The sequence below is a fragment of the Herbiconiux sp. 11R-BC genome (genome assembly GCF_049472555.1).
Lineage (GTDB): Bacteria > Actinomycetota > Actinomycetes > Actinomycetales > Microbacteriaceae > Herbiconiux.
This window is the reverse complement of record NZ_JBCEBO010000002.1, coordinates 462,551-476,080: the sequence shown is the minus strand read 5'-3', so window position 1 is coordinate 476,080 and position 13,530 is coordinate 462,551. Positions and strand designations below refer to the sequence as shown.

At 72.6% G+C, this 13,530-nt stretch carries 13 protein-coding genes; 7 read left to right on the top strand and 6 right to left on the bottom strand.

Going from position 1 to position 13,530, the window contains the following annotated elements; translation table 11 throughout:
* Positions 1-21: 21 nt before the first annotated feature.
* Positions 22-1,380: a hypothetical protein gene (locus tag VD659_RS07215; RefSeq protein ID WP_423260448.1), complete on the bottom strand. Its 1,359-nt coding sequence runs from the start codon at positions 1,378-1,380 to the stop codon at positions 22-24.
* A gap of 189 nt (positions 1,381-1,569) precedes the next feature.
* Between VD659_RS07215 and VD659_RS07210 the strand changes: the two genes are divergently transcribed.
* Positions 1,570-2,718, top strand: coding sequence for a choice-of-anchor D domain-containing protein (locus VD659_RS07210; RefSeq protein WP_423260447.1), 1,149 nt, complete (start codon positions 1,570-1,572; stop codon positions 2,716-2,718).
* A gap of 99 nt (positions 2,719-2,817) precedes the next feature.
* Here VD659_RS07210 and VD659_RS07205 read toward each other — a convergent pair whose 3' ends face one another.
* The gene (locus tag VD659_RS07205; protein ID WP_423260446.1) at positions 2,818-3,489 is read right to left on the bottom strand and encodes an HAD hydrolase-like protein; all 672 of its coding nucleotides are present in this window, start codon (positions 3,487-3,489) and stop codon (positions 2,818-2,820) included.
* Between the two features lie 151 nt (positions 3,490-3,640).
* On the opposite strand from VD659_RS07205, the gene VD659_RS07200 reads away from it, so the two are divergent.
* On the top strand, positions 3,641-4,846 hold the full coding sequence (locus VD659_RS07200) for an SLC13 family permease (protein WP_423260445.1): 1,206 nt from the start codon (positions 3,641-3,643) through the stop codon (positions 4,844-4,846).
* 62 nt (positions 4,847-4,908) lie between these two features.
* On the opposite strand, the gene VD659_RS07195 is transcribed toward VD659_RS07200, so the two are convergent.
* The 3 genes from VD659_RS07195 to VD659_RS07185 all read right to left on the bottom strand — a co-directional run bounded on the left by VD659_RS07195 (position 4,909) and on the right by VD659_RS07185 (position 7,462).
* Positions 4,909-5,310 (bottom strand): SseB family protein, encoded by a 402-nt coding sequence (locus VD659_RS07195; protein ID WP_423260444.1) that lies wholly within the window; start codon positions 5,308-5,310, stop codon positions 4,909-4,911.
* A 114-nt stretch (positions 5,311-5,424) separates the two neighbouring features.
* A complete protein-coding gene (gene nucS / locus VD659_RS07190) occupies positions 5,425-6,120 on the bottom strand; it encodes an endonuclease NucS (protein ID WP_423260443.1) in 696 nt (231 codons plus the stop codon).
* Between the two features lie 16 nt (positions 6,121-6,136).
* Positions 6,137-7,462, bottom strand: coding sequence for an MFS transporter (locus VD659_RS07185; RefSeq protein ID WP_423260442.1), 1,326 nt, complete (start codon positions 7,460-7,462; stop codon positions 6,137-6,139).
* 54 nt (positions 7,463-7,516) lie between these two features.
* Between VD659_RS07185 and VD659_RS07180 the strand changes: the two genes are divergently transcribed.
* The 3 genes from VD659_RS07180 (at position 7,517) to VD659_RS07170 (ending at position 11,202) form a co-directional block, all read left to right on the top strand.
* Positions 7,517-8,572, top strand: a complete 1,056-nt coding sequence (locus tag VD659_RS07180) for a LacI family DNA-binding transcriptional regulator (RefSeq protein WP_423260441.1) — start codon at positions 7,517-7,519, stop codon at positions 8,570-8,572.
* Positions 8,573-8,627: 55 nt separating this feature from the next.
* Positions 8,628-10,289, top strand: a complete 1,662-nt coding sequence (locus VD659_RS07175) for an MFS transporter (protein ID WP_423260440.1) — start codon at positions 8,628-8,630, stop codon at positions 10,287-10,289.
* Positions 10,290-10,374: 85 nt separating this feature from the next.
* Positions 10,375-11,202, top strand: a complete 828-nt coding sequence (locus VD659_RS07170; RefSeq protein ID WP_423260439.1) for an MBL fold metallo-hydrolase — start codon at positions 10,375-10,377, stop codon at positions 11,200-11,202.
* An 11-nt stretch (positions 11,203-11,213) separates the two neighbouring features.
* Here VD659_RS07170 and VD659_RS07165 read toward each other — a convergent pair whose 3' ends face one another.
* A complete protein-coding gene (locus VD659_RS07165; protein WP_423260438.1) occupies positions 11,214-12,557 on the bottom strand; it encodes an MATE family efflux transporter in 1,344 nt (447 codons plus the stop codon).
* A gap of 109 nt (positions 12,558-12,666) precedes the next feature.
* Between VD659_RS07165 and VD659_RS07160 the strand changes: the two genes are divergently transcribed.
* Positions 12,667-13,098: a DUF6325 family protein gene (locus VD659_RS07160; RefSeq protein ID WP_423260437.1), complete on the top strand. Its 432-nt coding sequence runs from the start codon at positions 12,667-12,669 to the stop codon at positions 13,096-13,098.
* An 81-nt stretch (positions 13,099-13,179) separates the two neighbouring features.
* Positions 13,180-13,530: an SHOCT domain-containing protein gene (locus VD659_RS07155; RefSeq protein WP_423260436.1), complete on the top strand. Its 351-nt coding sequence runs from the start codon at positions 13,180-13,182 to the stop codon at positions 13,528-13,530.

Below are 13,530 nucleotides of genomic sequence, written 5' to 3'. Positions count from 1 at the left end.
ACCGGCGGTGGGAGGGCGCGCTCAGCCGCGCAGGCCGCTCGCGTCGTAGCGGGCCAGGGAGTCGGCGTCGGTCGCGAGGGTGGCCGCGCGGCGTGCGCCGTCGAGGGCGGCCACCGGATCGGCCTCGAGCCGGGCGAGCGAGAGCTGACGCTGGGCCTCGGCGAGGCGGGTGCGGGCATCCGCGCCCACCAGCCCGCGGCGGCCGGCGATGAAGTCCCCGGCGGTGTCGATCTGGCTCGTCGCGATCGCGAGCGCGCCGCTGAGGGCGGTGCGGGCCGAGTCGAGGCGCTGTTGCGCGGTGCGCGCCACGGCCAAGGCCTCGTCGAGCCCGGCGGAGGCGGCGCCGAGTGCCTCGAGATCGGCCAGCGGGTGCGGTGGGGTGCGGGCGGCCGCGGCGCGGGCGACCTCGTCGAGGCGGGCGGCGGCCTCCACGATGCGGGTCGCGGCATCCGCGTCTTCGATGCTGCCCCGGAGCGCCGCCGCCTCGGCGTGGGCGGTGCGTGCCCGCTCGAGGGCGGCCGCGCGGCCGGAGGTGGCGGCGGCGAGCGAGTCGCGCATCCGCTCGACCGCGTCGAGGAGGGCGACCCCGCGGCGGAACTCGGCCTCGGCGTCTTGCACCGCACGGCTCGTGGCGGCCAGCGGGTTGGCCGTGAGGGCGGCTTCGGCCTCTGCAGCCTTGCGTTCGGCCTCGTCGAAGGCCCCGGCGGCGGTGGCGTCGTTCGACGCGACGTCGGCGATCGCCTCAGGGGCGAAGGAACTGCGCAGGCCGGCGAGGGTGATGGCGGCCGCGGGGAGCCGGAGGCGCGCTTCGGCGACGCGGTCGCGAACCCGCGTGAGGGCATCCGGAGCGGTGGTCTCGGCGCGGCGGCGCTGCGCGAACGCGCGCGACTGCGAGGTCACGAGGGCGAGGGCGGAGTCGCTGAGGGCGAGGATGCGCTTGCTCCAGTCGCGCTGCTGCTGCTCGGAGTCGGGCATCTCGTCGTCGAGGCGGTGCTTGAGGGCGAAGGCCTCGGAGGCGCGCTGCTTGGCGGTGCTGATCGCCTCGGCGAAGTCGTGGGTGCTCTGCTCGCCGAACTCGGCGAGGGCGAACTGGAGCTCTTCCTCGCTGTCGCGGATGGCGTCGTCCATCTGCACGAGCTGGATGTTGGCGGCGCGCACGAGGTCGGCGACGGCGACGCGCACCGGGGCGCCGCCGGGGGTGCCGTTGCCGGCGATCGTGCCGCTCGTCCGGCCGGCGGCCCCGAGTGCGCCCGGTGTTCCGGCACTCGCCGCGAGGCGGCGGCGGGCGCGGCGGCGGAGGGCCGAGAGGCCCACGATCGAGCCGCCCACGACCACCGCGAACACGACGATGCTCGGAATGACGGAGGTGAAGTCGCCCATGCGCACATAGTACGGAGGGCGGGTGAGCATCGGGTTGGAACGGGATGCGCCGGGCGCCGATGAGTAGGCATTGCTCATAACGCCGGGGTCGTGGCGGCGGGCACGGTGGACCCAGGAGGGCGCACCTGACGCGGTCTCCTTCTTGCTTTCGCCCGGTGAGTATCGGGCCGTTCCCGAGGGAGACACCCCATGCCAGACCCACGACGCACGCGACGCATCGCCGCCCTTCTCGGATTGGCCGCGCTGGCGGTCGCTCCCGCCGTGATGTCGGTGGGTCCGGCCGTCGCAGCGCCGCCGGCTGCACCCGCCGCGGTGCATCGGGCGCCGACCGATCAGGTGTCATTCGCGTTGACCGCCCTGCAACCCGATTTCGGCTATCAGAAACAGGGGACGGTCATCCGTCGGTCGATCGCGGTGCTCAACAACGGGATCGACTCGATCACCATCGACTCCGCACCGCTCACGGCGCTTGCGGCCCCGTTCACCTTGAAGTCCACGACGTTGAGCTCGACCACGGTGATAGCGCCGGGTGCGCTCGGGAGCTTCCTCGTCGAGTACACCGCACCGTCGGCGGGCACCGACTCCCTGCAGAACATCACTCTGACCGCGACCGACCGCGATCGGCCGGGCACGTACTCGCAGAGCATCGCCTTCGTCGGTCACTCGCTGGCCACGCCCCGCGCCTACTTCGAACTGGTCAACCCTGCGGGTTCGGCCACGCTCGACCTGGGGTCGGTGAAGGCGGGAACCTCCGTGACCAAGAAGATCACGATTCAAGTCTTCGGCATCGATCCTCTGGAGTTCGACCAGCGGAACATCACCGTGACGACGAGCGACCCGGCGGCGCGCGTCACCGTGGTCAATGCGGTGTTTGGCAACGGCGACATCTACCGCCCCGGTGGAGCGCCGACCTTCGACGTGACGTTCACACCGGGAACGGCCGGAGCGTTCTCCGGCAGCCTCCGGGTGATCGCGGACGTGCGCAACGGCGATCCTGAGACGGCGCCGGTGGATGACGTGATGCCGTTCGTCGCAAGTGTGACCCCAGCCGCGACGCCCACGCCGACGCCCACCCCGACCCCGACCCCGCGGGCTACGGCCACCCCGACGGCGACGCCCACTCCGCGGGCCACCTCGACGCCGCCGAGCACGTCGACCCCGAGCGGCGGTGCGGGAACCGGCGGAGGGGTCGCGGTCGCCTCGGGCTCCGGGACGGGAAGCGCGCTCGCCAACACCGGCTCCGAGCCACTCGCGGCACTCGGGTTCGCCGGGCTGACGTTGCTGCTCGGCGCGGGTTCGACCGTGCTCATGCTCCGGATGGTGCGCCGGAGCCGCTGAGACGCGACCCGCGATGCCCGCGCCCCGTCCCCAGAGCGGTGGTGCGGGCATCCGGTGTCTCCGCGAAGGCGCCGCCCGGCGGGGACGGCGGAGAACGCGTCAGATGAGCTTGGTGCGCAACTGGTCGACGGAGTGCACGACGGCGATGGCCCCGAGAGCCTCGGCGGGCGAGCCGTAGCCCCACTCCACCATGATGGCGGGCACGCCGTGGGCGCCGGCTCCCTTGACGTCGTGCTCGCGGTCGCCCACCATGACGATGTTCGAGAGATCGACCTGCTGCTCGCGCAGGCGGCGCAGGGCCTCTTCGACGACATCGGCCTTCGCACTGCGGGTCTCGTCTTCCGACGAGCCGCAGATCACGGCGAAGCAGTCGTCGATGCGCAGGTGGTCGAGGATGCGGAGGGCCTGCACCTCCGATTTCGAGGTGGCGATCGCCATCGGCACGCCCGCGGCGTGGATCGCCCGCACCAGCCCCAGCATGCCCGGGAAGACGGCCGCGTCGTCCTGCGGGCCCTCCTTCGCGGCGAGTCCGCGGTAGACCTGCAGGGCTTCCTTGGCCTCGTCTTCGTTCATCGCCGCGACATCGCGGAAGCCCTCCAGGATGGGCGGCCCCACGAACGCCACGAGCTCGGCCGGCAGCGGCACGGGACGTCCCATGGCCTGGAGCGTGCGCGACAGGCGCCCGATGATGCCCGGAGCGGAGTCTGTGATGGTGCCGTCGAGGTCGAAGAGGATGCACGACCACGGCTTGGACGGGTTTTCGCGGGTCACCCGAGACATCCTATGGGTGGCGCGGTCGGGGCGGCGCGGGGCTGCGGATGGTGGTGGCGCGAGGTCGCCCTGCTCGTGCCACCCACCGTGCGGGCGAAATCGGGTGGAAGGGAGTGCCGGGCGGCCCGCACCGCAATAGACTCACCCGACGATGCACGCCCGCCCCGCACACCCTGACACCCCCGGAGACCCGCCGGCCTCCGCCCGCCGCGTCGGGCCGATCATCACGCTCGGCCTGCTCGCGCTGGCGGCTGTCGCCGTGCTCACCGGCCTGCTGCCGTTGGCCGACTTCGGAGCCCTCGTGGAGCGGGTGAGCCCGGTGCTCGCGTTCGTGGTGGCGATCACGATCGTGGCGGAGCTCGCCAGCGCCGCCGGCGTGTTCACGGCGCTCGCCGAACGCCTCGCCGGCTGGGGCCGCGGCCGCATCTGGCTGCTCTGGTGCTTCGTGCTGCTCGTCGCCACGCTCTGCACCGCGTTCCTCTCCCTCGACACCACCGCGGTGCTCGTGACCCCGGTGGTCGTCGTGCTCGCGCTCCACAGCGGCATCTCGCCCCTCCCCTTCGCGATCGCGGCCATCTGGCTGTCGAACACGGCATCCCTCTTCCTTCCCGTCTCGAACCTCACCAACCTGCTCGCGGCGGATGCCTTCGGCGGGGTGGGCGGGTACGTCGCGGTCGTGTGGGCGCCCGCGGTCGTCGGGGTGCTCGGGAGCGTCGTCATCCTGTCGCTGGTGTTCCGGCGGTCGCTGCGTGGCCGCTACCAGACGGCGGCGCCCACGCCCGTGGTCGATCGGACGCTGCTCGTGATCGCGGCCGTCGTGGTGGTGCTCCTCCTTCCGCTGCTCGTCTCCGGGCTGCCGGTCGCCGTCCCGGCGGGGGTGGCGGCGGCGGTTCTCCTCGTGGCATTCCTGGTGCGCGACCGGTCGGCGCTGCGGATGGGCCTCATCCCGTGGCAGGCGCTCGGCATCGCGATCGCCCTCTTCGTGCTGGTCGAGGCCGCCCACGCCCACGGACTCGAGTCGGCGCTCGCCGCCGTCTCGGGTACGGGCGACGACCCCCTGAGCCTGCTGCACCTCGCCGCCGTCGGCGCGCTCGGCGCGAACGGCATCAACAACCTGCCCGCCTACCTCGTGCTCGAGCCGGTGGCAGGGAGCCCGCTCCGGCTCGCCGCACTGCTCGTCGGCGTGAACCTCGGTCCGCTCGTGACGCCCTGGGCCTCGCTCGCCACGCTGCTCTGGCACCAGCGCGTGACCGCCCTCGGGGTGCAGATCTCCTGGCCCCGGTTCGCCCTGCTCGGGGTGCTGGGGGTCGCCGTGATCGTTCCTCTCGCGACGCTGGCGCTGGCCGCGTTCGGCTGAGCGTCGACGCGCTCCCGTGGCGGTTCGGGCTCGCGAACTGACCGCCGGGGTCCGCCTCCTGCTCAGGCCTCGACGAACTCTCGCTTGACGACCTGCGCGATGCTGCCCGCGTCGAACTGCACCGCCACGAAATCGGCGGTCGCCACGAGGGCGAGGGCATCGGGGGCGGCGAGGATCATGGCCTTCGCCGAGGCGCGCTGCTCGGCCGGCAGCGCGAGACGCAGCTCGGCGAGCGAGGTGAAGAGGGGGAGCACCAGCTCGCCGTCGGTGGAGAGCAGGGTGCGCACCTGCGGGTCTGAGGCATCCGTGGTTCCGGTGATGTCGACGATGAGGCCGCCTGTCCGCATCGACGTGAGGAGCGCATCGAGCGTTGCGCGATTGGGCAGCGCGCGGAAGGTCTCGAGCGCCTTGCGGAGCGGGCGGTTGGCGTAGGACTTGGGAAAGCCGGGTGCGGGGCGGGCCATCAGAACAGGGTAGCGGGGCGCCTCGGCGCTCTGAAACGACGGAGCGGGCGGGCGGATGCGGGGTGAGACTCCGTCGTTTCTGGTTCGGGCAACGAAACGCCGTCGGTTGAAGGGCTAGAAGAGGCGGCTGTCGGCGTCGTCGAGGCCGCGCATGGCGTCGTAGTCGAGGAGGAGGGTGCGGATGCCGCGGTCGTGGGCGAGGGTGCGCGCCTGCGGTTTGATCTCCTGCGCGGCGAAGACGCCCTGCACCGGCGCGAGGTGCGGGTCGCGGTTCATCAGCTCGAGGTAGCGGGTGAGCTGCTCGACGCCGTCGATGTCGCCGCGGCGCTTGATCTCGACGGCAACCGCTGCCCCCTCGGAGTCGCGGGCGAGGATGTCGACCGGCCCGATGGCCGTCATGTACTCGCGCCGCACCAGGGTGTGCCCGTCGCCCAGCAGGGTGATCTGCTCCGCCAGGAGCTTCTGCAGGTGCGCCTCCACGCCATCTTTCACGAGACCCGGATCGATGCCCAGCTCGTGCGAGGAATCGTGCAGCACCTCGTGGAGCGAGACGATCAGCACGTCGTCGGTCTTCTTCTGGGTGACCTTCCAGAGCTGGGTGATGCCCGCATCCGCCTGCGCTTCGTCGGGTTCGAGCTCGGTGACCGTGCAGGGCGGGCTCATCCAGTTGAGGGGCTTGTAGGAGCCGCCGTCGGAGTGCACCAGGATGCTGCCGTCGCTCTTGAGCATGAGCAGACGCTTGGCCAGGGGCAGGTGGGCGCTCAGACGGCCCGCGTAATCGACCGAACAGGTGGCAATGACAAGTCGCACCTGAAGAGCGTAGCCGCTACCGGGCCGGAGTGAGCGGCGCGGTAGCGGGCCGGCGGTGGCGCTCGCGCGCGGCGGGCGAGAAGAGGCCGGCGAGCACGACGAGAACGAGCACGAGCAGGAGCGCGTTCAGGATGCCGTACTCGTGACCGAGCAGGCCGATCACCGGCGGGCCCACCAGGAAGGCGATGTAGCCGATGATCGCGACGGCGCTCACCCGGGCGGCCGACTGCTTGGGGTCGTCGGTGTCGGCGGCGGCCGACATTCCCACCGGGAAGCCGAGCGAGCATCCGAGGGCCCAGAAGACGGCGCCGGCGTAGGCGATTCCGGGCGCGCCCACGGGAGCGAAGATGAACGCGGCGATGCCGATCACCCCGAGCAGTGCGCTCACCCGCAGCACCGGAACCCGGCCGAAGCGGTCGAGCACCGGACCGCCCAGGATGCGGCCGGCCGTCATCGAGACCGTGAAGATCCCGAAGACCACGGCTGCCGTGGTGTTGCTCTGGTGGTAGCCGTCGGCCACCGCGATGGCGAGCCAGTCGTTGGCGGAGCCCTCGGCGAAGGCCATGCCGAGCATGATCACGCCGATGGCGAGCAGACGCAGGTCTTTCCACACCTGCAGGCTCGCGACGAGACGCTCGCGCAGCGGCACCTTGGGCGCGCTGAGCTCCGGGTCATCGGTCTCCACCCCGCGCGGCACGAAGCGCACCGCGATGAGGACGCTCGCCACGATGATCGCCGCGACGACGGGCAGGTGCACGGCGACGCTGATCGAGAGAGCGGAGGCGAGGGCGCCGAGGCCCGCGCCGGCCACGGTTCCGAAGCTGAAGAAGGCGTGCATCAGCGGCATGAGCGTCTTGCCGATCGCGCGCTCGGCGGCGGCGCCCTCGACGTTCATCATCACGTCGACCGCGCCGTTGCCGAAGCCGAAGAGCGCGAGGCCGATGGCGACGGCGACGGGCGTGCCGATCACGGCGGTGCCGAGACCGATGATGACGGTGCCGAGGGCCACCGTGCAGAGGGCGAGCACCATCCCCGCGCGGGCGCCGATACGCAGCATGATGGGCGGGGCGGCGATCAGGCCGATCACCGAGCCGGCCGACATGGTGAAGATGAGAAGGCCCACCTGGGCGGTGTCGATGCCGAGCTGGTCGCGCACGGCCGGCAGGCGGGCCACCCAGCTCGCGATCGAGATGCCGCTCAGCGCGAAGATCACGAAGACCGCGTTGCGCCAGGCCAGGAGCTGGCGGCGGGTGAGGGTCTCGGCCATGAGGTGCTTCGGTCCGTTCGGTGAGGGCGGATGCGCCCGGAGCGCGGGTGCTGCGGCGCGGGCGGCGGCATCCATTGCGGTCGGGCATCGAATCGATTCGATCGAATCGATTCGACTACAGTAGCAACCATGTCCGGCCCCGAGCAACCGCGCGCGACGCTCTCCGATGTCGCACGCCTCGCGGGGGTCTCGGCTTCGACCGCCTCTCTCGCCTTCAGCGGCGCCGGCCCGGTCTCCTCGGTCACCCGCGCCAAGGTGATGGACGCGGCTGCCGTTCTCGGATACTCCGGACCCGACCCGCGCGCCCGCTCGCTGCGCCAGGGCCGTTCGGGGGTCGTGGGCATCGTCTTCGACGAGCGGCTGCTCTTCGCCTTCCGCGACCCGGTCAACATCGCCACCCTCGACGGAATCGCCACCGGGCTCGGCGTCGAGAGCAACGGCCTGCTGCTGATGACGGAGACCGGGCCGGCCGGGTCGGGCATCCAGTCGGCGGCCATCGACGCCGCCGTGCTCATGGGGTGCAGTCCGGTGCTCGACAGCAGCGTCGTCGCGCTGCGCGCGCGGGGCGTTCCGGTCGTGTCGATCGAGGGCGGCGTGGCCGAGGGCGTGGTGGACGTGGGGCTCGACAACGCTGACGCCTCCGAACGCCTCGCCCGGCACCTCCACGATCTCGGGCACCGCCGTGTCGGCGTGATCACGCTGGCGACGGATGCGCACCGCGCGACCGCGCCCGTGCCGGCTTCGCGCTTCGGCGCGATCAGCACCGCGGTGACGGCCGATCGCCTCGCGGGAACCCTGCGGGTGTTCCCCTCTCCCGCCGTGCACTCGGCGGGCTACAACCTCGTCGACGAGGGCGCGCGGGCCGCCCGAGCCCTGCTGGCCGGGCCCGCGGGCGAACGGCCGACGGCGATCCTCGCGCAGAGCGACCTGCTCGCCGTGGGTGCGCTGAAGGCGGCCGACGAGCTCGGCCTGGAGGTTCCGCGCGAGCTCAGTGTGACCGGATTCGACGGCGTGCGCATCGACGGTCTGACCGCCCATGACCTCACCACCATGCGGCAGCCCGCCGCCGAGAAAGGGCGCGCGGCGGGAGCCGCCGTGGCTGCACTCATCGCGGGCGAGCCTGTGGAATCGGTGCGATTCGCCTGCGTTTTCCACAGGGGTGACACGACGGGCCCGGCCGCCTGAGGCATCCGCTACTGTCGTGCTCAGACGCCCCGGGCGGGGCGGCGGAGAGGATGCGATGAGTGGGTCTGCGGGTACTGCGGATCGTGCGGCGGGTGCCGGCGCGGGCGCTTCTGCTGACGCGGGTTCCGGCGGCGGTGCGGGTGCGGGCGCTTCGGCGGGCGCGGCGCCGGCTCGGGGCGGGCTGGTGCTGACGGCGCTCATCCTCGCGGCGGGGGTGGCCAACCTCAACCTCTCGGTCGCCAATGTCGCGCTGCCGTCGATCGGTCAGGACTTCGACGCCTCGCAGACGGCGCTCAACCTCGTGGCCGTGGGGTTCTCCCTCGGCCTCGCCGGTTCGGTGCTCTACCTGGGCGCCATCGGCGACCGTCACGGGCGCAAGCGGATGCTCGTGCTCGGTCTCGCCCTGAGCATCCCGGCCGCCCTGCTGGCCGCCTTCGCACCCTCGGTGGAGGTTCTCTTCGTGGCGCGGGTGTTCGGCGGGGTCGCCGCCGGAATGGCCTACCCGACGACGCTGTCGCTCATCGCCGCGCTCTGGAGCGGGCCCAAGCGCATCGCCGCGATCGCGCTCTGGTCGGGGCTCGGCGGGGCCATCTCGGCGCTCGGCCCGCTCGCCTCTGGCTGGCTCATCGGCATCTTCGACTGGGGTTCGGACTTCCTCATGACGCTGCCCCTGGCCGCCCTCACGCTCGTGCTCGTGGTGACGGTGGTGCCGGCGAAGGTGAACGAGGGCACCGAGCCCGTCGACAACCTCGGCGGTGTGCTCTCGATCGTGCTGGTGGCCGCGCTCGTGCTCGCCATCAACTTCGCCGCGGTGCCCGGGGCCGGGCTGTTCTCGGCCGTGCTCGGCGGGGTGGCGGTTCTGGCCGGCGTGGGCTTCGTGCTGCGCCAGCGGCGGGCGCGGAACCCGCTCTACGAGCTGCGGGTGGCGGGGCGGCGCACGTTCTGGGTGGCGGCGGTGGGCGGCATCATCGTGTTCGGCTCGCTCATGGGTGCGATGTACGTGGGACAGCTCTTCCTGCAGAACGTGCTGGGATACACCGCGCTCGAGGCGGGAGCGTCCATCCTGCCGGCGGCGGTTCTCATGGTGCTGGCGTCGCCGGCGTCGAGCCGGCTGGTCATCCGGTACGGCGCGCGGGTGGTGTTCCTGCTCGGCTTCGGGTTCTGCCTGCTCGGGTTCGTCACCATGTTCCTGTTCTGGGACGTGGGGGCGAGCTATCTGCCGGTGGGGCTCGGCTACGCGCTCATCGGCGTCGGAGTTGGGCTCGCCGGGCCACCGGCTTCGCGTTCGCTCACCGATTCGGTGCCGGTGGCTCGAGCCGGCATGGCCTCGGGCACCTCTGACCTGCAGCGCGACCTCGGCGGGTCGATCATGCAGTCGGTGCTGGGGTCGATCCTCACGGCGGGGTACGCCTCGGCCATCGCGCGCTCGGTGGCGGCCGCGCCGGCGGCGGTGCAGAGCCAGGTGACGGGCGACGTGCAGGCGCAGCTGCAGAAGTCCTTCGACGGGGCCATCACGATCGCCAAGCAGTACCCGCAGTACGCCGACGGCATCGTGAACGCGGCCCGGCAGTCTTTCCTCGACGGGGCAGACTGGGCCTACGCCACGGGCATCGTCACGATGGTGGTGGGGGCGATCGTGGTGCTCGTGTTCTATCCGCGGCGCGAGAAGGAGCACGAGCTGTTCCGCGAGTACGCGGAGGCCGACGCCGAGCGCTGAGCGGCCGGGCGCTGCGGCACCGGGCGGGGAGCGGGCGCCGACCGGGTGTGAGGCGGGGGAGGCGGCGCGCGGCCACAATGGGGGAATGCGACTCACCGTGCTCGGCACTGCCACTCCTTATCCGCGGCCGGGGAACGCGTGCTCGGGGTACCTCGTGCAGAGCGGGGAGGTGGGCGTCGCTGCGAAGCCGGGTGCGGCCGCCGACGTCGGCGCGAAAGGGCGAGCGGCTGACCCGGGCGGGCGCACCACGGTGTGGGTGGACGCCGGAACCGGAACGCTCGCCGAGCTGCAGCGCCACACCGCGCTCGCCGAGCTTGACGCGATCTGGATCTCGCACCGCCACGCCGACCACACCGCCGACCTGCTCGTGGCCTACTACGCCCTGCGGTTCGCGGAGCTGACGCCCGCGCATCCGATTCCCTTGATCGGCCCCGAGGGGCTGCTCGACCGGCTCGCCGCCTTCCTCGGGCCGAACTCGGTGGCGGAGCTGCCACGGGTGTTCGACTTCCGCCCGATGAGCGGGTGGGGCGAGGCGGTGTTCGGTCCGTTGACGCTCTCGTGGGGTCCGGTGCAGCACGGGGTGCCGGCGTTCGGGCTCACGGTCGACGAGACCGCAGCCGGGCGGCGGCTCGCCTATTCGGGCGACACCGCGCCGTGCATCTCACTCGAGGAGCTCGCCGAGGGGGCCCACCTGCTGCTTGCCGAGGTCGGCTACGCGGATGCGTCCGGTGACGACCCCGTGCACCTCACCCCCGAAGACGCGGGCCGCGCCGCCGCTGCCGCAAGGGTCGAACGGCTCGTGCTGACGCACATCGACGGCGGCCTGACCGGCGCCGAGGCGGCCAGGCGGGCAACCGCCCACTTCGCCGGCACGGTGTCGGTCGCCGTCACCGGCGACGTCGTCGAGGTCTGAGCGGCGGGTGGTCAGGACGGGGCGCCGGTGACCATCCAGCGGGAGCCGCGGGCGCGGAGGCCGAGGGTGAGCGCCCGGGCACCGAGGTAGCCGAAACCGAAGGCCGCCCACAGCCACACGAGGCCGGCGGTGCCGTCCGGGCCGTCCGCGCCGGCCGGCTGCGCCACCGCAGCGGCGACCGCCGCGAGCAGCGGCGCGTACACCGCCAGGTTCACGAGGCCGGTCAGCGCGAGGTAGCGCGCATCCCCCGCCCCGATCAGCACCCCGTCGAGCACGAACACGAAACCGGCGAGCGGGATGCCGGCCGCCATCACCCACAGCGTCACGGTCACCGCCGACTGCACCCCCGCATCCGGGCTGAACAGCCGGCCGGCGAACGGCGCGAGCACCGCCACCACGGCGCCGAGCACCACACCCGACAGCACTCCCCAGCCCACCAGCCGCCGCGTCACCGCGTGCACCCGCTCGACCTGCGACGCGCCGAGTCCGTGCCCGATCATCGCCTGCCCGGCGATCGCGAGGCTGTCGAGAACGAAGGCAAGGGTGGAGAAGATCGTCATCACGATCTGGAACGCGGCCAACTGCGTCACCCCGAGCGAGGCGGCCACCACCGTCGAGGCCACGAGCGCCGTGCGCAGGCTCGCCGTGCGCACGAAGAGCCAGCCGCCCGACGCCGCCGCGCCGGTCACTCCGTCGAGCCCAGGACGCAGGGGAACGCCGGATGCCCGCGCGGCCCGCACCGCCATGGTCACGTAGACCGCCGCCATGCCCCACTGCGCCAGCACCGTCCCGGCCGCCGAACCGGCGATGCCCCAGCCCGCGCCGTAGATGAGCAGGGCGTTGAGTGCCGCGTTCACCGCGAAGCCCGAGACCGCCACCACGAGTGGGGTGCGGGTGGCCTGCAGGCCGCGGAGGAGGCCGGTGGCGGCGATGACCACGAGCATCCCGGGCAGGCCGATCAGCGACACCGTGAGGTAGGTGGTGGCCTCGGCCGTGACCGCAGGCGTGCTGCCGAAGGCGCCTGCGAGCGTGCCGGCCAGCGGCCAGCCCACGAGGGCGAGCACCACGCCGACGGCCAGCGCGAGCCACATGCCGTCGATGCCGGCGCGGATCGCACCAGGACGGTCGCCCGCGCCGAGGCGCCGGGCCACCGCGGGTGTGGTGGCGTAGGCCAGGAAGATGAGCAGGCCGACGGCCGTCTGCAGAACGGTGCTCGCCACACCCAGGCCGGCCAGGGCATCCGCCCCCAGATGCCCCACGAGGGCCGTGTCGGTGAGCAGGAAGAGCGGCTCGGCGACCAGGGCTCCGAGGGCGGGAACCGCCAGACGCAGGATGTCCCGGTCGATGGTCAGCACTCGCTCAGCCTAGGCCGCTGGTCAGGCGTGCGCGCGGGCTGGTAACGTGCGGAACGTCGGCGAGGGAACTGCCTCCGCGAACCCAGCGGCGCCGCGACGAGAAGAGGTCATGATGCCCGAATTCCGCTATGGTCCCGTCGAGTTGATGCTCGTGGGCTTCGAGGGCGAGCGCCCCGGGCCCGAGGTGGTCGAGGCGTTCCTCGACGTGGTCGACGCCGGCACTGTTCGCCTGCTCGACCTGCTGTTCGTGTCGCGAGGCGCAGACGGCACGATCGAGATCCTCGAGCTCGAAGACGCCGGTGAGGCCGTGGGGCTCGGCGACCTCGTGCTCGAAGCCACCGGCCTCGCCTCGGCCGAGGACATCGAGGAGCTGGCCTCGGAGCTCGAGCCGGGAACCTCGGCCGCGCTGCTCGTGATCGAACTCACCTGGTCGAAGAAGCTGGCCGAGAAGCTCGCCGCCGGCAACGGCTACGTGGTGAGCACCGACCGCATCCCGGCCCCCGTCGTGAACGAGGTCTTCGCGGAGCTCGCCGCCGGCTGAGCCGGCCCCTCACGACCCGCGGCCGCGCCCGCCGTGCGGCCGCCCCCGCCCCCGCAGCATCAGCAGCAGAAGGAGAACACCATGCCAGGATTCCGTCGGATGGGCCGCCCCGGCCTCATCGGCCTCGCCGCCCGCACCGCCGTCGTGGCGGGCACCGCCACCGCCGTCAGTGGAGGCATGCAGCGCCACGCGCAGCAGAACGCGCAGAACGAGGCCCTGCAGCAGCAGGCCGCCGCCGCCCAGCAACAGGATCAGATCAACGCGGCCGCCGCGGCCGCCGTGGCCGCCCAGCAGCCCGCTCCCGTCGCCGCCCCGGCCGCCGCGCCCGCATTCGACCTCATCGCCGAGCTGCAGAAGCTCGCCGCGCTCAAGGAGCAGGGCATCCTCGACGACGCCGAGTTCGCCGCCGCCAAGGCCAAGCTGCTCGCCTAG